This window comes from Curtobacterium sp. MCBA15_005 (assembly GCF_001864855.1).
GTDB classification, from domain to species: Bacteria; Actinomycetota; Actinomycetes; order Actinomycetales; family Microbacteriaceae; genus Curtobacterium; species Curtobacterium flaccumfaciens.
This window is the reverse complement of record NZ_MJGL01000003.1, coordinates 576422-596987: the sequence shown is the minus strand read 5'-3', so window position 1 is coordinate 596987 and position 20566 is coordinate 576422. Positions and strand designations below refer to the sequence as shown.

Below are 20566 nucleotides of genomic sequence, written 5' to 3'. Positions count from 1 at the left end.
GCCGGACCCGCGCAGCGCCCGGGCGGCGGCCGCGGGTCGCGGGCGTGGGCTCCCTGCCGGTACCGTGGTCGGATGCCGATCAGCAGCGAACCCGAGCCCGCGGCTCCGTCCACCGTGACCGTGACGAGCGGGCCCGAGGTACTCGGCTGGCTGGAGTTCGGTGACGCCGCACGCCTGCTCGCCAAGGACGTCCTGTCCAGCGGCTTCGAGCCCGAGGTCGTCGTCGCCGTCGCCCGCGGCGGACTGATCATCGCCGGCGCCGTGGCATACGCGCTCGGCACCAAGGAGTGCGGCTCGATCAACGTCGAGTTCTACACCGACGTCGAGCAGCGGCTGGAGGAGCCGGTCGTGCTCGCCCCCGCCCTCGACGCCCCGAGCCTGGCGGGCAAGCGGGTCCTCGTCGTCGACGACGTGTCGGACTCCGGCCGCACCCTGCGCCTGGTGGTCGACATCATCCGGAACGCCGGTGCCGACGTCCGGAGCGCCTGCCTGTACTCGAAGCCCGGCACCGTCCTCGAGCCCGACCACGTGTGGCGTCGGGTCGACGGCTGGATCACGTTCCCGTGGAGCGCCCTCGCCCCCGTGACGGCCGAGTCGTGAGCATCCACCTGGTCGGCGGCGGTCTGTTCGCCGCCTCGGACGTCGCAGCGCCGTTCCTCGCCGAGGCCACCGCCCGTTCGGCAGCGGTCGGCCGGAGCGTCCCGCGCATCGCCCTGCTCTCGGTGGCGGGCCCGGACGGCGGCAGCCCGTCATCGACCGCCGACATCGCGGAGGTCCTCGGCGGCCCGCGCACGGCCGAGGTGCTCGTCACCGAGGTCGCGGCCGGTCAGGTCTTCGACACCACGGTCCTGAGCGACGTCGACGCCCTGGTGGTCGGTGGCGGCGTCACCCCCGACTACCTGGCGGCGATCGCCCCGCTCGTCGACCAGCTCCGGCTGCTCGTCTCCGACGGTCTGCCCTACCTCGGCTACTCGGCCGGTGCGATGATCGCCGCCGACCGTGCCCTGGTGGGCGGCTGGCGCATCGGCGGCGTCGAGATCTGCCCCGAGGCGGCGTCCGAGGGGCTGGACGAGGTCGAGCTCCGCGAGGGCCTCGGCCTGGTCGACCTGACCATCGACGTGCACGCGGTGCAGGCCGGCACCCTCGCGCGGCTCATCGCCAGCGCCGAGGCCGAGTTCGTCACCGCCGGACTCGCGATCGACGAAGACACCACGCTCGTCGTCGGCGAGGGCGCGCTCGAGGTCCGGGGGACCGGCAGCGTCTGGCGCGTGATGGCAGGCGAGGAGTCGGTGGCCGTCGCCACCATGGGCGCGTAGGCGACGTGGAACCCCGCCCGCTCGCCGACCTGGTCGACGCCGGTTGGGCGTCGGCGCTCGCACCTGTCGAAGCCGACGTGCACCGGATCGGCGCATGGCTGCGGGACGAGACCGCGGCCGGTCGCCACTACCTGCCCGCCGGCGGCGACGTCCTCCGCGCGTTCACGACCCCGTTCGACGCCGTCAGGGTGCTGGTCGTCGGGCAGGACCCGTACCCGACGCCGGGCCACCCGATCGGTCTGTCGTTCGCGGTCGACCCCGCCGTCCGTCCGGTGCCGCGCAGCCTGGCGAACATCTACCGCGAGCTCGCCGACGACCTCGGGGTGACCCCGCCGCAGCACGGTGACCTGCGGGCCTGGTCCGACCAGGGCGTCCTGCTGCTCAACCGGGTGCTCACCGTGCAGGCGGGCGAGGCCGGCAGCCACCGCGGCAAGGGCTGGGAGGCGGTGACCGACCAGGCCGTCCGCGCGCTGGTCGCCAGTGGGACCCCGCTCGTCGCCGTGCTCTGGGGTGCCCAGGCCGGGTCGGTGCGACCGCTCCTCGGCGACACCCCGGTCGTCGCCTCGGCCCACCCGAGCCCGCTCAGTGCGTCGCGCGGGTTCTTCGGCAGCCGCCCGTTCTCGCAGGTGAACGCGCTGCTCGAGTCGCAGGGCGCACCGCCCGTCGACTGGACGCTGCCCGCTCAGTAGGCTCGGCACGTGCTCGAGGAGGAATACCAGCGACGGCGGGTCCTGCCGCGACACCTGCGTGCCCCGGCGGCGACCGAGACGGCCTTCGAGTACCGCATCCGTGCGGCCGAGGTGGGGGACCTGCCCCACGTGCGCGAGATCCACACGCACTACGTCCGCAACTCGTCGGTGACGTTCGACCCGGCGGCGTTCACGTACGCCGCGTGGAAGAAGCGCTACGACGACATCCGGAAGCGCCGCCTGCCGTTCCTGGTGGCGGAGAACCCCGCCGGGCAGATCCTCGGGTACGCCCTGGTCGACGCGTGGAACCCCCGGGACCGCTCGAACCACGTCGTCGAGGACTCGATCTACCTCGGTGCCGCGTCCGGCGGCAAGGGGCTCGGCCGCGCGCTGATGGAGGCGCTGCTCGACGAGTGCCGTTCGGCCGGCGTGCGCGAGGTCGTCGCCGTCATCGCGGACCGCCAGGCCGAGGCGTCGATCCGGCTGCACGAGCGGCTCGGCTTCGAGGAGGTCGGCCGGATGGGCAAGGTCGGCTACAAGTACGACCGCTGGCTCGGCACCGTCACGATGCGGCTCCGCCTGCGCGGCCCGCGGCTGTTCGCGCGACGACGCTGACGGAGCCGACGCGGTCGACGCGCGTCACGCAGGCGAACGTGGGCAGGGCGGACGGGAGGCCCGTGGCGGGCCCGGCACGCGCCTCCAGGCCGTCCCCTGGTCGCGCCGGACCGCCGTGGCCGGGTCAGCCCGCCGGCGCCTCGGTGATGAACTCGTCGCGCGTCACGCGGAGCAGCGCGGTGGCGGCCGCCGCCGCCGCGTCCGCGTCACCGTCGACCGCTGCGCGTCCGACGGCCTGGTGCCGGAGCGCCGCCTCGCGCGTCCAGCGCGTGATGGGGTCGCGCGACTCCGACGTGCGGGTGCGGAGCAGGGCCTCGACCGTGCCGGCGAAGTGCGCGAACACGGCGTTCCCCGACCCGGTGAGCAGTGCACGGTGGAAGCGGACGTCGGCCTCCAGGTAGGCGCGGCTGTCCTCGCGCCCGCAGGCGTCGAGCATGTCCTCGGCGGCGGCGAGCACGGCGTCCGCGCCCTCGCAGCCGGCGGTCAGGGACGCCGCGACCGGTTCGACGCCGAGCCGGAGTTCGACGAGCTCCCGCTGCTGCACGAAGTACGCCGGTGAGGTACCGCGCCACCGGATCACGGTCGGGGCGAGCAGCTCCCACGCGGTGATGTCGCGGACGAGCGTGCCGACGCGCTGCCGGGGCTCGACCAGGCCGAGGGACTGCAGGACGCGCAGGGCCTCGCGGACGACCGAGCGGGACACCCCGAACTCGTCGGCCACCAGTTCGGGTCGGACGACGGCACCTGTGGCCAGGTCGCCGTCGACGATCCGCTGGCCCAGGGTGTCGAGCACGTGGGCGTGCAGTCCGCGTGCGGTGGGCATCGTTTCCTCCGTGCAGTACGGGTCACGCGGTCGTCGTGACGCCGGTCCCATCGAAGCGGCAGACTCCGGAGACGGGCGGTTGGCGCGCGGGACGACGTCGTATAGTCTGATTAATCAGATTATTGAGGGTCGGCGTTCGTCGCGCCAGTCCACCCTCGACACGAAGGCGACGGAGCCGCGCAGCAGCGACTCCAGGAAGGGGCGCTGATGCCTCACGCTCTCCCGGACCACCTGCTCGCCGCGGGTGGCACCACCGAGACAGTCGACCCGTCCGGTTCGATCCCGCAGCTGATCATCGCGGCGCTCGTCGGCATCGTGGTGATCATCGCGCTCATCACCTGGCTCAAGGTGCACCCGTTCATCGCGCTCACGATCGGCGCGCTCGGCGTCGGGATCGGCGCGGGCCTGGCGCCGGACAAGGCGGTCACGAGCTTCGGTGACGGCTTCGGCGCGACCATGACGAGTGTCGGCATCCTGGTCGGGCTCGGGGCGATGTTCGGCAAGATGCTCGTCGACTCCGGCGCAGCGGACCGCGTGGTGGACACCCTGGTGCGGAAGTCGTCGAAGGCGGCGCTGCCGTGGACGATGGCCCTGATCGGGGCGCTCATCGGGCTGCCGATGTTCTTCGAGGTCGGGCTCGTCCTGCTCATCCCGATCATCGTGCTGGTCGCCAAGCGGAGCGAGGTGCCGATCATGAAGATCGCCGTCCCCGCCCTGGTCGGCCTGTCGACGATGCACGCGTTCGTCCCGCCGCACCCCGGGCCGCTCGTCGCGATCTCCACCGTCGGTGCGAACCTCGGCACCACGCTCGCCTTCGGCATCGTGCTGGCGATCCCGGTGATCATCCTGGCCGGCCCGCTCTTCGCCCGGTTCGCGGCCCGCTGGGTCGACATCCCCGTCCCCGACATGTTCGGATCGCGTGGGGCGGTCGCCACCGCCGGCCCGGGTTCGGGGTCGGGTTCCGGGTCCGCCTCCTTCGCCGACGACCCGGCACACCCCGGACGGGAGGCCCGGCGCGGCCCCGCCACGCAGGACACCGCGTCCCTGCCCAACGGCAAGAGCGACTTCACGCGCGTCATCAGCGAGCCGCGCAGCCCGTCGTTCACCGTCGCCCTGATCGGCATCCTGCTGCCGGTCGTGCTCATGCTCGCCCAGGCGATCCGTGAGGCCACCGCCCCCGACGCCGCCGGCTCGTGGGTGAGCCTGCTCGACTTCCTCGGTTCGCCGATGATCGCCATCGGCATCGCGGCCGTCTACGCGATGGTCTTCTTCGCGATCGGCGGTGGCATGGACCGCTCGGCGGTGTCGAAGTCGCTCGAGAGCGCCCTGCCCCCGATCGCCGGCGTGCTGCTCATCGTCGGTGCCGGCGGTGGCTTCAAGCAGGTGCTCATCGACACCGGGATCGGCGGCGTGATCGCCGACGCCGTCAAGGACTCCGGTGTCTCGGTGCTGCTCGTCGCCTGGGTCGTCTCGGCACTGGTCCGCGTGGCGACCGGGTCGGCCACGGTCGCCACCGTGACCGCCGCCGGCATCATGGCGCCGATCGCCGCCGACCTGTCGACGCCGATGACGTCGCTGCTCGTGCTCGCGATCGGTGCCGGCTCGGTGTTCCTGTCGCACGTGAACGACGCCGGGTTCTGGCTGGTGAAGGGGTACCTCGGCACCACGGTGGGGCAGACGTTCAAGACGTGGACGGTGCTCGAGTGCCTCATCTCGGTGTTCGGTCTGCTCGGGGTCCTGCTGGCCGGGGTGTTCATCCGATGAGCGGCGCAGGAGGAGTTGCTGCTGCCGGTGCGTCCGACGCCGGGCTGGACGCCCGCGTCCTGGTGGTGATGGGGGTCTCCGGGTCTGGCAAGTCGACCGTCGCCGCCATGGTGGCGGAGCAGGTCGGGTGGGAGTTCGCCGAGGGTGACGCGATGCACCCGCCGGCGAACGTCGACAAGATGCACGCCGGCACCCCGCTCACCGACGAGGACCGCTGGCCGTGGCTCGACGTCGTCGCCGGCTGGATCCGCGGACACCTGGACGCCGGGACGAACGGCGTCGTGACCTGCTCGGCTCTGAAGCGCTCGTACCGCGACGTGCTGCGGGCCCCCGGGGTGGTGTTCGTGCACGTGGCCGGTGACGGCGCGCTCATCGAGGAGCGGATGTCGCAGCGTTCCGGGCACTTCATGCCGACGTCGCTGCTGCAGTCGCAGCTCGCCACGCTCGAGCCGCCGCAGCCCGACGAGGCCCACCTGACGATCGCCGCCGACCGCACCCCCGAAGAGGAGAGCGCCGAGGTCGTGGCGCGGCTCGGACTGGTCCGGATCCCGAGAGCCTGATCGGGCGGCGCTCGGCAGCATGGGCTGCATGGCGCTCGACGACTCCCTCTCGCTCCTGACCCGTGGCTACGGGTTCGGTGCCCACCTGTGGCGCCGGACCCGGCCGGGGGCGCGGGCCGTGGGCTTCCGACTGCTCGGACGTCCGGCGCTGCTCGTGCGTGGTGCCGAGGGCGTCGCGCTGTTCTACGACGGCGACCGCACGGCACGCCACGGTGCGATGCCGGCCATCGTGCAGCGGACGCTGTTCGGCGTCGGGTCGGTGCACAGCCTCGACGGGGCGGAGCACCACCACCGCAAGGCGACCTTCGTCGACGTCGCGTACGAGGACGAGCAGGTCCGGCGGCTCGCACCCCTGCTGACCCGGGAGTGGGCGACCGAACGCGACGCCTGGCTCGCCGGCGGGACCCGATCGGCGTACGACGCGGCCGTCGGCGCGATCGGCCGCGCGGTCATGCGGTGGGCCGGACTACCGGGGACGCCGGCGGCGAAGACCCGGTGGGCGGCACGGCTCGCCCAGGTCGTCGACGGGTTCGGGGTGCCGTACTCACCGGAGTACCTGCAGGCCGTCCTGAACCGGCACTGGTCGGACCGGCATGCCCGGCGGCTGGTCGAGGCCGTGCGCGGTGGCCGCTTGACCCCCGAGCCGCACACCGCACTGCACGAGTGGGCGTGGCACCGGGACCCCTCCGGGGCGCTGCTGCCGGCGCGGCTGGCCGGCATCGAACTGCAGAACAGCATCCGGCCAGCCATCGCGGTGGCCCGGTTCGTGGCGTTCGCGGCGAAGGAGCTGCACGACCGGCCGGAGTGGCGGGCACGGATCGCCGCCGAGAGCGCGGCGGCCGACACCGCTGACGGGCCGCGCGTCGACGGCCCGCTCGCCGTGGCCTTCGCGCAGGAGATCCGCCGGACGGCGCCGTTCGTGCCGATGCTGCCCGCCTGGGCTACCACGGACGTCGAGCTGGACGGCCAGCACCTGCCCGCCGGCGGGCGCGTGGTGCTCGACATCACCGGGACCGACACCGACGAGCGTTCGTGGGACCGTGCGGGCGACTTCGACCCGTCGCGGTTCCTCGGCGTGGACGACTTCGAGGCGATCACGACGTTCGTCCCGCACGGCGGCGCCGACGTCGCCACGGGACACCGGTGCCCCGGCGAGAAGGTCGCCGTCGCCGCGCTCGCGGCCGCGGTCTCGGTGCTGAGCGACCCGCGGCTGACGATCCTCGACGAGGGGCTGCAGGTGGACCGCCGCCGGCTGCCGACGAAGCCGGCCTCGGGTGGCGAGGTCCGGGGCCGCTGCCCCTTCCACTGACCCGTTCTCGGTCGACCCCGTCTCAGTCGAACCGGATCGGGGTGCCGACGGGCAGCGCCGCCAGGGTGCGGGTCATCTCCGCCGAGATCCGGACGCAGCCGTGCGAGCTGCCGGTCGGGTCCGGGTAGTAGTGCAACGCGGTCAGCGCAGCGTTGCCGCCGTACGACGGGATCCGGGACGAGTGCGCCCCGGTCAGGATGATCGGGTTGCCCTGCGTGTACGCGACGCGGGTGTCGACGTACGCCGCCTCGACGTAGGTGGCGGTGTCGGCCGGTGTGGGGTCCTCCGGCGTCCCGAGCCGGGCGGCCTCGGTCGCGGTGACCTTTCCCGACCGGGTGACGACGGACACCGTGCTGGCGGCGACGTCGACCCGGATCATCCGGTCGGTCCCCGTCACGGTGAAGTCGGCCGCCCGGGCCCAGGCGAACGTCGCGCTCGGCGCGTCCGGGTCGCCGCCGTCACCGGGGGTGCGGTTGCGGGACGGCGTCGACACCAGGAGCATCCCGCCGTCCCGGCCGGGGGAGCGACCCCACACCGCGGTCGCCGCGGGCCGGTTGATCGTCGACACCAGGTGGGACAGGGTCGCCACCGGTCGGGCGCGGCCGGACGGGCTCGCGTACAGGGCGACGAGCGGCGTGCGCGGGGTCGCGATCTGCCAGGTGTCCTCGGGCTCCACGTCCCCGCCGTCGAGCAACTGCGGCACGACGGCGTCGTGGAACGCCAACGGCAGCGCGGCCAGGGTCGCGTCGGACGGTGCGGCGGGGACGGCCGCGGGTGTCGGCGTCGGCGTGGCGCTCGGGGTCGGAGTCGTCGTCGCCCGCGCCGCCCGGGTCGGCTCCGGTGCCGGCGACCCGACGGTCACCCCCACCACGACGGCCGCGACGGCGAGCACCACCACCCCGGCGGTCGTCGCGATCCAGGTGCTGCGTCGCATGGTGCGTCCCCCTCGGTCGATCCGTCAGCGTTCGGTGACGGTGCCGCCCTCGACCCGCCACTGCCGGTCGAGTCGGACGGTCTCCAGCATGCGCCGGTCGTGTGTGACGAGCAGCAGGGTCCCGTCGTAGGACTCCAGCGCCTGCTCGAGCTGCTCGATCGCGGTCAGGTCGAGGTGGTTGGTCGGCTCGTCGAGCACGAGCACGTTCACCCCGCGAGCCTGCAGCAGCGCGAGCCCGGCCCGGGTGCGCTCGCCCGGGGAGAGCGCCGAGGCCGGTCGGCCGACGTGGTCCGCCTTCAGCCCGAACTTCGCGAGCAGCGTCCGGACGTCGGCGGTGGTGTACTCGGGCACGATCGCCTCGAACGCCGCCGCCAGGGGCTGGTCGCCGGTGAACGCCGCACGCGCCTGGTCGACCTCGCCGACCGCCACGCTCGAGCCGAGCGACGCCGTGCCCGTCGTCGGTGCCTGCTTGCCGAGCAGCGCCCGCAGCAGGGTCGACTTGCCGGCGCCGTTCGGACCGGTGATGCCGATCCGGTCACCGCCGTCGACCTGCAGCGAGACCGGGCCGAGGGTGAAGTCGCCCTGGGTGAACGTGGCGTCCGACAGCGTCGCGACGACGGCCGACGACCGGGGTGCACTGCCGATCGTGAACTCGAGCTGCCACTCCTTGCGCGGCTCCTCGACCTCGTCGAGCCGGGCGATGCGGGACTCCATCTGCCGGACCTTCTGCGCCTGCTTCTCACTCGACTCCGAGGCGGCACGGCGGCGGATCTTGTCGTTGTCCGGGCTCTTCTTCATGGCGTTCCGGACACCCTGGCTCGACCACTCGCGCTGCGTCCGTGCCCGCGAGACCAGGTCAGCCTTCGTCGACGCGAACTCGTCGTACGCGTCACGCTTGTGCTGCCGGGCGATCTCGCGCTCCTCGAGGAACGAGTCGTACCCGCCGCCGAACAGCCGGTTCGACGACTGCGCCAGGTCGAGCTCGAGCACCGAGGTCACCGAGCGCGCCAGGAACTCACGGTCGTGGCTGACGAGCACCACCCCGCCGCGCAGCCCGCGCACGAACGCCTCGAGCCGGCCGAGGCCGTCGAGGTCGAGGTCGTTGGTCGGTTCGTCGAGCAGGACGATGTCGAACCGCGAGAGCAGCAGCGCGGCGAGCCCGACGCGGGCGACCTGCCCGCCGGACAGCGCGGTCATCAGGGAGTCCGGGCCGACGCCGTCCGCACCGGAGTCGCCGGTGCCGGGTTCGAGGCCGAGGTCGGCGAGCACCGCCGGGATCCGGTCCTCCAGATCCGCGGCCCCCGCGGCGAGCCAGCGGTCGAGCGCCGCCGAGTACCGGTCGGCCGCTGCGTCGCCGGCATCGGGGTCGCCGAGCGCCGCCGCCGCTGCGTCCATCGTCGCGGTCGCCTCGGTGCAGCCGGTCCGCCGCCCGAGGTACGCCGCGACGGTCTCGCCCGCGATGCGCTCGTGCTCCTGGGGGAGCCACCCCACGAACGCGTCCGTCGGGGCCAGGGACACCGTGCCCGCCAGCGGCTCGTCGACCCCGGCCAGCAGCCGGAGCAGCGTGGACTTGCCGGCACCGTTCACGCCGACGACCCCGATCACGTCGCCCGGCGCCACCGTCAGGTCGAGGGAGTCGAACAGCGTGCGAGCGGCGTACCCGCCGGACAGGCCCTTGGCGACGAGCGTGGCGGTCATGCGCCCATCGTCCCACGCGGAGCGGGCACCCCACGTGCAGCAGACTGGGTCGATGGACTCCTGCGTCTTCTGTGCCGTGATCGCCGGTGACGAACCCGCCGTGTGGGTCGAACGCGAGGAGCACGCCGTCGCCTTCGCACCCCTGCCCGACTCGGTGCTCGCTCCGGGGCACACCCTGGTCGTGCCGGTCGAGCACACCGCCGACCTGCTCACCGCCGGCCCCACGGCACTCGCCGCCACCACGGCACTGGCGCAGCGCGTCGCCCGTGCGATGAAGGGTGCCCTCGGCGCGACCGGGACCGTCGTGCTGCAGGCATCGGGTGCAGACGCCGGCCAGAGCGTGCCGCACCTGCACCTCCACGTCGTGCCGTGCTGGCCGGACGACGCCACGACGCACTGGCCGGAGCGACGATCGGCGCACGTGGTCGACGGTGACCCGCACGCGCTCCTCGCCGAGATGTTCGAGTAGCCGCCCGAGCAGACCCTGCCCGGCCCGGCGCGACCCTCAGCCGCGCGGCGTCAACCGACCCGGACCCACCGGCAGCAGCCCGCCCCGGTAGTCCAGCGCCGTCGCGCCGCCGACCGACACCGAGGCCGCCCCGAACCGCCACGCGCGGTTGAACAGGTACACGCCGATCACCGTGTCGCCGTCGTCCGGCACCGCCCACGTGCCGGTGCCCCACTGGGCCGGGTGCCCCACCCCGTCGACGGTGACGGTCGGCCGGGCGAACCAGGCGAACAGGGGCCGGACGAGCCGGAGTTCGATCCGGCGCTTCGTCGTGCCGGAGGGGAGAGTGGTGTCCACCGTCGAAGGATACGGGCCACCGCCGCCTAGGCTCGGAGCCGTGTTCGAACTCCACCACCTCTCCGCACAGGAACTCTGGGACTGGATCCGCCGGGGCGAGGCGACCGCCCTCGAGGTCACCGAGCACTACCTGTCCCGCGTGGAACGCCTGGACGCCGGACTCGGCGCCTTCGTGACGGTCACCGCGGACGCTGCCCGGGCCCGAGCCGATCGCCTCGGCCACCTGGTGCCGACGTCGAGACCGTTGTGGGGCCTCCCGTCCGCCGACAAGGACCTGTACGACCGCGCCGGCGTCCCCACGCGGAACGGCACCGCGAGCCTGCCGGAGCGTCCCGCGTCGGCCGACCACCCGCTCGTCGCCGCGCTCGACGCGGCCGGCACCGTCAGCCTCGGCAAGACCGCGTCACCGGAGTTCGGCATGTCCTCGTCGTCCGAGACCCGGCTCGGCGTGACGCGGAACCCCTACGACACCACGCGCGCGCCCGGCGGGTCGTCGAGCGGTGCGGCCGTCGCCGTCGCCGCCGGACTGTTGCCGGCCGCGGTCGGTTCGGACGGCGGCGGATCGGTGCGGATCCCCGCCGCGGCGACCGGACTCGTCGGGCTGAAGCCGAGCCGCGGCCGCGTGCCGTCGATGCCCGGCCGCTCCGGCGTCGGCGGCCTGTCCGTCGCCGGGCCGCTCACCCGGTCCGTCGCCGATGCGGGCATGCTCCTCGACGCGCTGGTCGCGCCGACCGGGCTGCCCGAGCCGTCGCCCTACGCGCTCGTCACCCCCGACGTCGGCGAGGGGCCGTTCACCGCGGCTGCCGTCCGCGGCGAGGGCCGGTTCGTCGTCGGGGTGCTCGAGGGCTCGCCGTGGGACGACACCGTCGACGTGGTCGTCGACCCCGCGGCCCGGGCCGCCGTGGAGACCGCCGTGCGGGTGCTCGGCGAGGTCGGGCACGGCGTCGAGGACGTCCGGATGCCCCGTGTGCCGTACGCCGACGCGTTCCGGGTGGCGTGGGAGAGCTCGGCCGCCCGACTGCCGCAGGTGCCCGGCATCGACCTGTCGTCGCTGACCCCGCTCGTGGCGTGGCTCGTGGCACGCGGACGGGCACTGTCCGGCACGCAGGTCCTCGACGCGATGACGACGCTCGACACCTTCTCGACGACGCTCGTCGGCGCGTTCGACCGGTTCGACGCGGTGCTCACGCCGACCCTCGCGATGACGCCGCGCCCCCTCGGCTGGTACGGCGACGACCCGGACGAGGACTTCCGCCGCCAGTGCGCGTACTCACCGTGGACGTCGATGGCGAACGTGTCCGGGCTCCCCGCGATCACCCTGCCGGTCGGCGTGACCGAGGATGACCACCCCGACGGTGGCGGGCTGCCGATGGGCGTGCAGCTGATCGGACGCCCCGGAGGTGAGCGCGTCCTGCTCGCGATCGGCGCGCAGCTCGAGCGCCGGTTGCGCTGGCAGCGGCGGCACCCGGCTGCCTGGACCGCCTGACGGGAGGCCCGGGGCTGGGTCGTCGCGCGGCTCCCGCCCGACGCGCGCGGCGTGCTCGAGCGTCTCGTGCGTCGGGTGCGTCGAGCCGGTGCGACGAAGTCGTCGTCGTACGACAGCGACCCTGTCGCACCAGCGCATCCGCAACGGTTGCACGCGCGCACGGGCGACGATGTCGGTGTCGTACGACGTCGACGGTGTCGTTCCACGTCTGCACCCGGCGCCGCCCCGTCCCCGCGCGACCCCCGCGCAGCTCGCCTACGGCAGCGTGGGCGCCGCCGCCACCAACGCCCGCGTGACCGGGTGCTGCGGCGCGTCGAGGAGCGACACCGGCCCGTGCTCGACGATCCGGCCGTCGGACATCACCGCGACCGTGTCGCACAGCCGCTGCACGACGCCGATGTCGTGCGACACCAGCACGAGCGTCAGCCCGAGGTCGTCGGCGAGCGACCGGAACAGCTCGATGACCCGAGCGCGGACCACCACGTCGAGGGCGCTCATCGGCTCGTCGCCGAACAGGATCCGCGGCGAGTGCACCACGGCCCGGGCGATCGCGATCCGCTGTCGCTGCCCGCCGGAGAACTCGTGCGGGTACCGGTCGACCGTGTCGGCGGGCAGGTCGACGCGCTCCAGCACGGCACGGACCAGGTCGTCGTGCGAGCCCGGGACCCGCAGGGCCCGCAGCGGCTCGGCGACGATCGCGCCGACGCGCATCCGCGGGTCGAGGGACGCGTACGGGTCCTGGAACACCACCCCGGTCTCGCGACGGAACCAGCGCAACGCACGCGCGGACCGGGACGCGACCACCGGACGGCCGGAGGCGGCGACGGTGCCTGCGGAAGGGGCCTCCAGGCCGGCGAGCAGCCGGACCAGCGTGGACTTGCCGGATCCCGATTCGCCGACGATGCCGAGCCGTGCGCCGGGGGCGACCGTCAGGTCGACACCGTCGACGGCGGTGCGGACCGGACCGGGCTCGAACGGGCCACGGCGGGGGAGTCGGTAGGTGCGGTGGAGACCGGTGGCCTCGAGGACGGGGAGGGTCACGGGGCGGTCCTCCTGGCGGTGGCACGTGCGGCGTCGACGAGCGCGGCGGTGGCGGGGTGCTGCGGTGCGGCGAGCAGGTCCGCGACGCGGCCCTGCTCGACCACTCGGCCGGCGTCGAGCACCACGGCGGTGTCGGCGATGCGCGCGAGCACGGCGAGGTCGTGGGTGACGAACACCATGCCCGCCGGCAGGTGCTCGAAGAGGTCGAGGATGCGGGCCTCGGTGGTGACGTCGAGCGCCGTGGTCGGTTCGTCGGCCACCAGGTACGACGGCTCGCCCGCCATCGCCATCGCGATGCAGATCCGCTGCCGCTGCCCGCCGGACAGCTGGTGCGGGTACTGCCGCAGCAGTGACTCCGGGTCGGGCAGGCCCACGGACGCCGCCAGGTCGACGGCCGCCGCGCGGGCCGCACGCCGGTCGAGCCCGCGGTGCAGCCGGAGCGGCTCCGCGATCTGCGCGCCGACCCGGCGCAGCGGGTCGAGCGCGGTCCCCGGCTCCTGGAACACCATCGCGATGCCCGACCCACGGTGCCGCGCGCGCTCGCGGTCGGGCAGGCCGACGAGTTCGGTGCCGTCCAGGCGGACGCTGCCGGTCACGACGGCGCCGGTGGGCGCCAGGCCCATCAGGGCGAGCGAGGTCATCGACTTGCCGGATCCGCTCGCGCCGATCACGCCGACGCGCTGGCCGGGAGGCACGGTGAAGCTGACGTCGTCGAGGATCGTCCGCCCCGTGATGCGGACCGACAACCCGCGCACCTCGAGCCCGGAGGCTGCGGTGGCGTGGGCGGTGCCGGTGCCGGTGCCGGTGCTGTGGGCGGTGTCGGCTGCGTGGTCGGTCATGCGGTCACCCCCGGCGTGGTCGTCGCCGGGTCGGCGCTCCGGTCGCTCGCGGTGCCGTCGGTCGTCGTGCCGTCGGTCGTCGTGCGGTCGCTCGTCGTCAGCCGCGGGTCCGAGGCGTCACGCACCGCGTCGCCGAGCAACGACAGTGCCGCGACGACGATCGCGATGGCGGCTCCCGGCCAGGTCGCACTCCAGGGGTGGACCCCGATGTAGGTCTGCAGGTCGGACAGCAGGCTGCCCCACGACGCGGTGTCCGACCCGGCGCCGTAGCCCAGGTAGGACAGCCCGGCCTCGGCGAGCACGGCGGTGGCCATCGCGAGCGACAGCTGTACGGTGAACAGCGGCGCCGCGTTCGGTACCAGGTGGCGGAAGAGCACCCCGGCACCGCCGACACCGGACGCCCGCGCCGCGGTCACGTAGTCGCTGCGGGCGATCCGCCGGATCTCACCGCGGGCCACGCGGGCGATCGTCACGCCGAAGGACAGCCCGACGCTGACGATCACGACGCCGAGCGACCCGCCGAACACCGCGGTCAGGAGCATCGCGGTGAGCAGGGTCGGGAACGCCACCAGGATGTCGAGCAGGACCGCGGTGCCCTCGCGCACGCAGCGGGCGGTCAGCGAACCGATCGCGGTGAGGACGATGCCGACGACGCTCGCGATCACCCCGGAGCCGACGGCGACGAGCACGGTGGTGCGGGTGCCGGCGAGCAGGTAGCTTGCGATGTCGCGGCCGGCGGCGTCGGTGCCGAACCAGTGCGCGGCGCTCGGCCCCTCCCACTGGTGGAACGGGTCGGCGCGGAACGGGTTCTGCGGCGTCCAGACGAGCGACACGGCGGCGAGCACGAGCAGCAGGCCGAGCACGACGACGGCGAAGACCCCGGTCGGTCGGGACACCAGGCGGCGGATCATCCCTGCACCTCGCGCTGTCGGGGGTCGAGGGTGCGGTGCACGACGTCGACGGCGAACCCGACGAGCAGCACGAGTCCGGTGAGCACGAGCAGTTCCGACTGCACCTTCGTGATGTCGCGGCGGCCGACGTCGGTCACGAGCATCCGGCCCACCCCGGGCAGGGAGAACAGCTGCTCGACGACGACGGCACCGACGAGCAGCCCGGCGATCTGGACACCGAGCACGGCGAGCACCGTGAGGGCGACGCTCGGCAGACCGTGGCGGAGCAGCGCCTGCGTGCGGGTGAGCCCGACGGCGGCGGCGGTGCGCAGGTGGTCGGCGTCGAGGACGGAGAGCGTGGCGGACCGGGTGAACCGGAGGATCACGGCGCCCTCGACGGCACCGATCGTCAGCGCGGGCAGCACGAGCGATGCGAGCGCCCGCCCGGGTTCCGACCAGCCGTCGAGCGGGAAGCCCTGCGTCGGCAGCCAGTGCAGCGTCACCGCGAACAGGGCGACGAGGAGCATGCCGGCCCACACGACGGGCACGGCGGCGACCGCTTGCGCCGCGAACCCGATCACCGCACCACCCGGGCGGCGACGGAGCACCGCGGCGACCACCCCGAGCGGGACGCCGATCACCAGTGCGGTCGCCAGCGACATCGCGGCGAGCGGCAGGGTGATCGCGAGCTTCTGCGCGATCTCCGGCGCGACGGCACCGTTCGTCACCAGGGAGCGGCCGAGGTCACCACGGAACACCCCACCGATCCAGTCGAGGTACTGCACCACGACGGGCCGGTCGAGTCCGAGCTGCTGCCGGAGCTGTTCCACCTGCGCGGGGGTCGACTGCGTGCCGGCGACGACCTGGGCGACGTCACCGGGCAGCACGCGGAGCGTGGCGAAGATGATGACGCTCGCCACGAGCAGGCCGACGACGAGCAGGAGCACCCGCCCGATGAGGAACCGGGTCACGACACCGATGCTACGGGGACGGACACCCCGCCGCGGCCGCTCCGGTTCACTTGACCGCGAGCTTCGCCAGGTCGAGGCGCGAGTTCCCGCCGTCGACCGGGAAGCCCGTCACGCCGGAGCGCACCGCGGTGATCTCGGTCGCCGTGTAGAGCCACTCGCCGGCCGCGTCCTCGCTGACGATGCGTGCAGCCTTGCGGAGTGCCTCGGTCTTCGTGGCCTCGTCGGTCGCCGCGATCGACTGGGCGTAGAGCGCCTGCACCTCCGCGTTGTCGTAGCCGAAGTAGTAGTCCGGGTTCGCCCAGTTGCCGAAGTCACGGGCCTCGACGTGGTCGACCATCGACAGGTCGAAGTCCCGCTCGCCGGACTTCGGTGCCTGGAACACCGAGGACAGCCAGGTGGCGAAGTCGACACGCTTGACCGTCAGGGTGATCCCGACGTCGGCGAGCTGCGACTTCAGCACGTCGCCGATCGTGGTCGGGTAGATGTTCGCGTAGGTGAGCGTCAGCTTCAGGTCCTGCTGGCCGGCGGCGGCCAGGAGCTTCTTCGCGTTCGCGGGGTCGTACGCGTCGATGTCGGTGAGGTCCTCGTAGCCGGGGTCGAGCTCCGGGATCGGGCCGCCCTGCTCCACGCCGGTGCCGCCGATCGCCTTGATGAGCGCCTTCGCGTCGATCGCCTGCCGGATGGCCCGGCGCACGCGCTCGTCCGTGAAGGGTTCCTTGCGGTTGTTGAACGCCAGCGTGTACTTGTCGGTCGTCTTGCCGCTGTGCAGTGCGATGTCGGCGTTGCCCTGCAGCTGGCTCTTGAGCGTGCCGTCGACCGGGTTCAGGACGTCGAGGTCACCGTTCGCCATCGCGTTGACGGCGGTCGACGGGTCCGTGATGTACCGGAAGACGATCTTCGCGACCTTCGCCTTCGTGCCCCAGTAGTCCTCGTTGCGGTCGAAGGTGAGCGAGTCGCCCTGCTTCCAGTCGGCCACCTCGAACGGACCGGTGCCGTTCGCGCTGTCGGACAGGTCGTTGTCCGCGGCCTTCTCGAGCACCAGACCGGAGCGGCCGGTCAGGTTCCAGAGCAGGTCGGAGTCCGGCTTCGCGAGTTTCAGCACGACGGAGTCGTCCGACGGCGAGGTGATCGACGTGACGCCCGCGAGCTTGGCGGAGTCGACGTACGAGTCGTTCGACTTGACCTGCTCGAGCGACCACACGACGTCGGCCGCGGTGACCGGCTTGCCGTCCTGGAACGTCGTGCCGTCCCGCAGCGTGAACGTGTAGGTCAGGCCGTCGTCCGAGACCTCGTGCGACGAGGCCAGCACGTCACGGATCTCGCCGTCCGCGGTCCGGCCGACGAGCCCCTGGTACACGTTGTCGCTGAGCACCTGGTCGAGCGCCGCCCCGGACTGGGTGCGGATGTCGAGACTCGTCGGCTCGAGCACCAGCCCGACGCGCACCGTGGCGTCCTTGCCGCCGGTGGTGTCGGACGAGCCGGAGCAGCCGGCCAGCGCCAGGGCGGAGACGACGGCGACCGCGGTGGCGGCGAGGGCAGCGCGCCCGATGCGCGAGGTGCGCGCGGTGCGACGGGGCAGGAGCGGACTCATGGGGTGGTGGGTTCCTTCCGGGCACGAGGGCTGGGATCGGGCCTCGCGCTCGCACGAGGGTACCGGCGGCTGGTGCCGTCCGGCGACGGTTCTTCGATCGGGTGCAACAATCCGTGCCGCTCGGCCCATGCCCGGATCGCCGAAGCCAGTTCGAGGGGCGCCTGGTTCTGCACCGCGTGCCGCGAGGTGACCGTCACGATCTCGGCGTCCGGCAGGCGTTCGGCGAACCCGGCGTGCAGCTTCGGGGAGACGTACCCGCGGTCACCCCGGACGAGCAGGATCGGAACGCGCAGCGCCTCGAGGTCCGGCCACGCATCGGCGAAGCGCCCCACCGACGACGTCCGCCCGGCGGGCAGGTGCGGGAAGTGGTGACGGCGCACGAGCCGCCCGTCCGCACCGAGGGCCGTGGTGTGCCGGGCCTCGCGCAGCAGCACCTGCCGGTCGTCGCCGACCCGTGCCTCGATCGCCCGGTCGACGACCTGCTCGAGCGACTCGAACGGCTCCTCGGCCTCGAGCGCGCGGGCGATCCGGTCCACCGCACGCTGTGCGAAGTCCGGCGACATGTCGACGAGCACGAGTCCGGTGACCCGCTCCGGTGCGGTGGCCGCGAGTCGGGCGGACAGGATGGCACCGAGCGAGTGGCCGACGACGATGCCCGGCGGCACCGCGAGCGCGTCGAGCGCGGCGAGCACGCTCGGCGCCGTCGCGGTCGCCGCGTAGTCCGCGTCCTCCCGCCACGACGACCGGCCGTGGCCGGGCAGGTCGAGGGCGACCGCCGGCTCGCCCACGACGAGTGCCGTGGTGTCGAAGCTGTGGGCGTCGATGCCGAGCCCGTGCAGGTAGGTGATCCGGGCCTCCTGGCCGTCGTCGCCCCACCGGATCGCGGAGATCTCCTGTCCGTCCGCGGTGCGGACCACCTGCCTGGAGGCGCGGAGCGGCGCGTCCACGCCGCTCGCGCTGGCGAGGGCGGGCAGGTCGGCGAATTCGTCGTCGGGGGCTTCGGACACGGGGACGATCCTCGCACCGTTCCGGGGGTCTGGAGACGTTAGGTAAGGCATGCCATACTCGATTCCGTGGCAACCCGGTATCGCGTCTTCTCCGTCCGCGTGGCCGCCGTCACGTCGCTCACCCCGAACTTCGTCCGGGTGACGCTGACGGGCGACGCGCTCGCCGACTTCTCCTCGGTCGGTCTCGACCAGCGGATCAAGATCGTGCTGCCGCTGCCCGGCATCGGCTTCTCCGAACTGCCGGAGGTCGAGGACTGGTACGCCGCCTGGCGCGCGCTGCCGGACGAGACCCGCAACCCGCTCCGCACGTACACGGTCCGCTCGTTCCGCCCGGACGCTCGCGAGCTCGACATCGACTTCGTCGCGCACGGCGACACCGGCCCGGCGTCGCGCTGGGTGTCGGCCTGCCGCGTCGGTGACGAGCTGCGCATCGTCGGGCCGCGGGTCCCCGAGTCGCCGGAGGACCTGCCGACCGGGGCCGCCGAGTTCGCTCCCGGGCACGCGAACCGGATCCTGCTCGCCGGGGACGAGACCGCCGCACCGGCCATCTGCGCCATCCTCGAAGCGCTCGACGTCTCGACCGTCGGCCACGTCTTCATCGAGGTGCCCACCGACGCCGACCGGTTGCCGGTCACCGCGCCCGCCGGGGTCGAGGTCCGCTGGATCGCCCGCAACGGCGCCACCCACGGGGTCCGGATGACCGACCAGGTGCACGCCTGGGCCTCCACCGTCGCGCCGTCGTCCGCCGCCGCGTGCGAGCCGGCCGCCGAGCTCACCGACGTCGACGTCGACGAGCAGGTGCTTTGGGACGTCCCCGCCCCGGTCGACGAGCGCCCCGTGTACGCCTGGATCGCTGGTGAGGCCGGCTGCGTCAAGGAACTCCGCCGCCACCTGGTGCGCGGCGTCGGCATCGACCGCAAGCAGGTCGCGTTCATGGGGTACTGGCGGCACGGCAAGGCCGAGCACTGATGTCGGACGCGGGCACCGCGCTCGGTCCGGTCCCGACCACCGCGCTCGGGGCCCGCGGGCTGACCCTGGCCTACGACGACCGGGTCGTGGTGGACACGCTTGACGTCGACATCCCCGACGGCGAGCTGACGGTCATCGTCGGGCCCAACGCCTGCGGCAAGTCGACGCTGCTGAAGTCCTTCGCCCGCACCCTGAAGCCGCGTGCCGGCACGGTGTTCCTCGACGGGGCGCCGATCGACTCGTACCGCCCGAAGGCCGTCGCCCGGCGGGTCGGCATGCTCCCGCAGACCCCGATCGCCCCCGACGGCATCACCGTGCGTGACCTCGTGTCCCGGGGCCGGTTCCCGCACCAGGACCTGCTGCACCCGTCCTCCGGGTCCGACCGGCAGGCCGTGCAGGCCGCACTCGAGCAGACCGAGACGGTGGAACTGGCGGACCGGAGCGTCGACGAGCTCTCCGGCGGGCAGCGGCAGCGGGTGTGGATCGCGATGGTGCTCGCGCAGCAGACCGACATCGTGCTGCTCGACGAGCCGACGACGTTCCTCGACATCGCCCACCAGTACGACGTGCTCGAACTGGCCTCCACGCTGCACGCCGCCGGTCGCACGGTCGTCGCGGTGCTGCACGACCTGAACCAGGCTGCGCGCTACGCCACCCACGTCATCGCGATGCGCGACGGGGCGATCGTCTCGGCGGGGGAGCCGGCGTCGGTGCTCACCGCGGACCTCGTCGAGGACGTCTTCGGCCTGCCGTGCGTCGTCGTCCCCGACCCCGAGACCGGCACGCCGCTCGTGGTGCCGCGGCGGCGCGCGGCCTGACGCGCGGGCGGCGCTGCCGCCGCCTGGCTGGCTGGGCTGGGCTGGGCCCGCCGCCGTTTGGCGGGCCTGCCGCCGAGTGGTCACGACACGTCGTGGCCCGGGCGCCGTGTGGTCACGAACTGTCGGTTGGCGGCGCCGCAGGCGACGGTCTGCGACCGCTCGCCGCGCTCCCGGCGGGGTGTTGTGACCGGCGGGCGGGTGCAGTTGGGGGTGGGGCGTGGCGGCCGGGAGGCTCGGGGCGGGCCCGCCACGCGCCTCCAGGCCGTCGACTGGTCGCGTCTCGTCGCCTGGCGGGCCTGCCGCCGAGTGGTCACGACACGTCGTGGCCCAGGCGCGGGGTGGTCACGAACTGTCGGCTGGCGGCGCCGCAGGCGACGGTCTGCGACCGCTCGCCGCGCTCCCGGCGGGGTGTTGTGACCGACGGGCGGGTGCAGTTGGGGG

At 73.6% G+C, this 20566-nt stretch carries 21 protein-coding genes; 11 read left to right on the top strand and 10 right to left on the bottom strand.

Features of this window, described 5'->3' with window-relative positions:
• Positions 1-72 precede the first annotated feature (72 nt).
• Genes BIU89_RS03960 through BIU89_RS03945 form a run of 4 tightly spaced genes read left to right on the top strand, consistent with a single transcriptional unit; the run spans position 73 to position 2620 of the window.
• Positions 73-600: a phosphoribosyltransferase gene (locus BIU89_RS03960; RefSeq protein WP_051596753.1), complete on the top strand. Its 528-nt coding sequence runs from the start codon at positions 73-75 to the stop codon at positions 598-600.
• Positions 597-1316, top strand: a complete 720-nt coding sequence (locus BIU89_RS03955) for a Type 1 glutamine amidotransferase-like domain-containing protein (RefSeq protein WP_071244819.1) — start codon at positions 597-599, stop codon at positions 1314-1316. Before BIU89_RS03960 ends, BIU89_RS03955 begins: the two co-directional genes overlap by 4 nt.
• Before the next feature lie 5 nt (positions 1317-1321).
• Positions 1322-2005: a uracil-DNA glycosylase gene (locus BIU89_RS03950; protein ID WP_071244818.1), complete on the top strand. Its 684-nt coding sequence runs from the start codon at positions 1322-1324 to the stop codon at positions 2003-2005.
• A gap of 9 nt (positions 2006-2014) precedes the next feature.
• Positions 2015-2620, top strand: coding sequence for a GNAT family N-acetyltransferase (locus tag BIU89_RS03945; RefSeq protein ID WP_027465815.1), 606 nt, complete (start codon positions 2015-2017; stop codon positions 2618-2620).
• A gap of 124 nt (positions 2621-2744) precedes the next feature.
• Here the strand turns inward: BIU89_RS03945 and BIU89_RS03940 are convergent, their stop codons facing one another.
• The gene (locus BIU89_RS03940) at positions 2745-3443 is read right to left on the bottom strand and encodes a FadR/GntR family transcriptional regulator (RefSeq protein ID WP_071244817.1); all 699 of its coding nucleotides are present in this window, start codon (positions 3441-3443) and stop codon (positions 2745-2747) included.
• Positions 3444-3650: 207 nt separating this feature from the next.
• Here BIU89_RS03940 and BIU89_RS03935 point away from each other — a divergent pair, with 207 nt between their 5' ends.
• From BIU89_RS03935 to BIU89_RS03925, 3 genes are read left to right on the top strand one after another with little or no spacing between them, the layout of a single operon-like run.
• Positions 3651-5207, top strand: a complete 1557-nt coding sequence (locus tag BIU89_RS03935) for a GntP family permease (protein WP_071244816.1) — start codon at positions 3651-3653, stop codon at positions 5205-5207.
• Positions 5204-5767: a gluconokinase gene (locus BIU89_RS03930; protein WP_071244815.1), complete on the top strand. Its 564-nt coding sequence runs from the start codon at positions 5204-5206 to the stop codon at positions 5765-5767. The genes BIU89_RS03935 and BIU89_RS03930 overlap by 4 nt, the downstream gene beginning before the upstream one ends.
• Positions 5768-5795: 28 nt before the next feature.
• Positions 5796-7076 (top strand): cytochrome P450, encoded by a 1281-nt coding sequence (locus tag BIU89_RS03925; RefSeq protein WP_254791478.1) that lies wholly within the window; start codon positions 5796-5798, stop codon positions 7074-7076.
• 22 nt (positions 7077-7098) lie between these two features.
• Here the strand turns inward: BIU89_RS03925 and BIU89_RS03920 are convergent, their stop codons facing one another.
• The gene (locus BIU89_RS03920) at positions 7099-8010 is read right to left on the bottom strand and encodes a L,D-transpeptidase (protein ID WP_071244813.1); all 912 of its coding nucleotides are present in this window, start codon (positions 8008-8010) and stop codon (positions 7099-7101) included.
• A gap of 24 nt (positions 8011-8034) precedes the next feature.
• The gene (locus tag BIU89_RS03915) at positions 8035-9708 is read right to left on the bottom strand and encodes an ABC-F family ATP-binding cassette domain-containing protein (RefSeq protein ID WP_071244812.1); all 1674 of its coding nucleotides are present in this window, start codon (positions 9706-9708) and stop codon (positions 8035-8037) included.
• Between the two features lie 52 nt (positions 9709-9760).
• On the opposite strand from BIU89_RS03915, the gene BIU89_RS03910 reads away from it, so the two are divergent.
• Positions 9761-10177, top strand: coding sequence for an HIT family protein (locus BIU89_RS03910; protein WP_071244811.1), 417 nt, complete (start codon positions 9761-9763; stop codon positions 10175-10177).
• Positions 10178-10213: 36 nt separating this feature from the next.
• Here the strand turns inward: BIU89_RS03910 and BIU89_RS03905 are convergent, their stop codons facing one another.
• A complete protein-coding gene (locus tag BIU89_RS03905) occupies positions 10214-10513 on the bottom strand; it encodes a hypothetical protein (protein WP_071244810.1) in 300 nt (99 codons plus the stop codon).
• Positions 10514-10553: 40 nt separating this feature from the next.
• Here BIU89_RS03905 and BIU89_RS03900 point away from each other — a divergent pair, with 40 nt between their 5' ends.
• Entirely contained in the window at positions 10554-11999 is a 1446-nt protein-coding gene (locus BIU89_RS03900; protein ID WP_071244809.1) for an amidase, read from the top strand.
• 255 nt (positions 12000-12254) lie between these two features.
• Here BIU89_RS03900 and BIU89_RS03895 read toward each other — a convergent pair whose 3' ends face one another.
• The 6 genes from BIU89_RS03895 to BIU89_RS03870 are packed head-to-tail and all read right to left on the bottom strand — an operon-like array spanning position 12255 to position 18338.
• Entirely contained in the window at positions 12255-13040 is a 786-nt protein-coding gene (locus tag BIU89_RS03895; RefSeq protein ID WP_071244808.1) for an ABC transporter ATP-binding protein, read from the bottom strand.
• Positions 13037-13879, bottom strand: coding sequence for an ABC transporter ATP-binding protein (locus BIU89_RS03890; RefSeq protein WP_139178776.1), 843 nt, complete (start codon positions 13877-13879; stop codon positions 13037-13039). Before BIU89_RS03890 ends, BIU89_RS03895 begins: the two co-directional genes overlap by 4 nt.
• The gene (locus BIU89_RS03885; RefSeq protein ID WP_071244807.1) at positions 13876-14790 is read right to left on the bottom strand and encodes an ABC transporter permease; all 915 of its coding nucleotides are present in this window, start codon (positions 14788-14790) and stop codon (positions 13876-13878) included. The genes BIU89_RS03890 and BIU89_RS03885 overlap by 4 nt, the downstream gene beginning before the upstream one ends.
• Complete coding sequence (locus BIU89_RS03880; protein ID WP_071244806.1) at positions 14787-15740, bottom strand: ABC transporter permease; 954 nt, start codon at positions 15738-15740, stop codon at positions 14787-14789. The genes BIU89_RS03885 and BIU89_RS03880 overlap by 4 nt, the downstream gene beginning before the upstream one ends.
• A 46-nt stretch (positions 15741-15786) precedes the next feature.
• Entirely contained in the window at positions 15787-17331 is a 1545-nt protein-coding gene (locus tag BIU89_RS03875; protein ID WP_071244805.1) for an ABC transporter substrate-binding protein, read from the bottom strand.
• Complete coding sequence (locus tag BIU89_RS03870) at positions 17328-18338, bottom strand: alpha/beta fold hydrolase (protein WP_071244804.1); 1011 nt, start codon at positions 18336-18338, stop codon at positions 17328-17330. Before BIU89_RS03870 ends, BIU89_RS03875 begins: the two co-directional genes overlap by 4 nt.
• 66 nt (positions 18339-18404) lie before the next feature.
• Here BIU89_RS03870 and BIU89_RS03865 point away from each other — a divergent pair, with 66 nt between their 5' ends.
• Both BIU89_RS03865 and BIU89_RS03860 read left to right on the top strand, forming a co-directional pair.
• Positions 18405-19307, top strand: a complete 903-nt coding sequence (locus BIU89_RS03865; protein WP_254791477.1) for a siderophore-interacting protein — start codon at positions 18405-18407, stop codon at positions 19305-19307.
• Positions 19307-20125, top strand: coding sequence for an ABC transporter ATP-binding protein (locus BIU89_RS03860; RefSeq protein WP_071244802.1), 819 nt, complete (start codon positions 19307-19309; stop codon positions 20123-20125). The genes BIU89_RS03865 and BIU89_RS03860 overlap by 1 nt, the downstream gene beginning before the upstream one ends.
• Positions 20126-20566: the final 441 nt, after the last annotated feature.

What these genes read in the sequence shown, in the direction of transcription:
- BIU89_RS03925 (WP_254791478.1), top strand. Translation starts at nt 5,796, where the DNA reads ATGGCGCTCGACGACTCCCTCTCGCTCCTGACCCGTGGCTACGGGTTC.
- BIU89_RS03940 (WP_071244817.1), bottom strand. Translation starts at nt 3,443, where the DNA reads ATGCCCACCGCACGCGGACTGCACGCCCACGTGCTCGACACCCTGGGC.
- BIU89_RS03860 (WP_071244802.1), top strand. Translation starts at nt 19,307, where the DNA reads ATGTCGGACGCGGGCACCGCGCTCGGTCCGGTCCCGACCACCGCGCTC.
- BIU89_RS03935 (WP_071244816.1), top strand. Translation starts at nt 3,651, where the DNA reads ATGCCTCACGCTCTCCCGGACCACCTGCTCGCCGCGGGTGGCACCACC.
- BIU89_RS03930 (WP_071244815.1), top strand. Translation starts at nt 5,204, where the DNA reads ATGAGCGGCGCAGGAGGAGTTGCTGCTGCCGGTGCGTCCGACGCCGGG.
- BIU89_RS03875 (WP_071244805.1), bottom strand. Translation starts at nt 17,331, where the DNA reads ATGAGTCCGCTCCTGCCCCGTCGCACCGCGCGCACCTCGCGCATCGGG.
- BIU89_RS03910 (WP_071244811.1), top strand. Translation starts at nt 9,761, where the DNA reads ATGGACTCCTGCGTCTTCTGTGCCGTGATCGCCGGTGACGAACCCGCC.
- BIU89_RS03960 (WP_051596753.1), top strand. Translation starts at nt 73, where the DNA reads ATGCCGATCAGCAGCGAACCCGAGCCCGCGGCTCCGTCCACCGTGACC.
- BIU89_RS03885 (WP_071244807.1), bottom strand. Translation starts at nt 14,790, where the DNA reads ATGATCCGCCGCCTGGTGTCCCGACCGACCGGGGTCTTCGCCGTCGTC.
- BIU89_RS03890 (WP_139178776.1), bottom strand. Translation starts at nt 13,879, where the DNA reads ATGACCGACCACGCAGCCGACACCGCCCACAGCACCGGCACCGGCACC.
- BIU89_RS03920 (WP_071244813.1), bottom strand. Translation starts at nt 8,010, where the DNA reads ATGCGACGCAGCACCTGGATCGCGACGACCGCCGGGGTGGTGGTGCTC.
- BIU89_RS03915 (WP_071244812.1), bottom strand. Translation starts at nt 9,708, where the DNA reads ATGACCGCCACGCTCGTCGCCAAGGGCCTGTCCGGCGGGTACGCCGCT.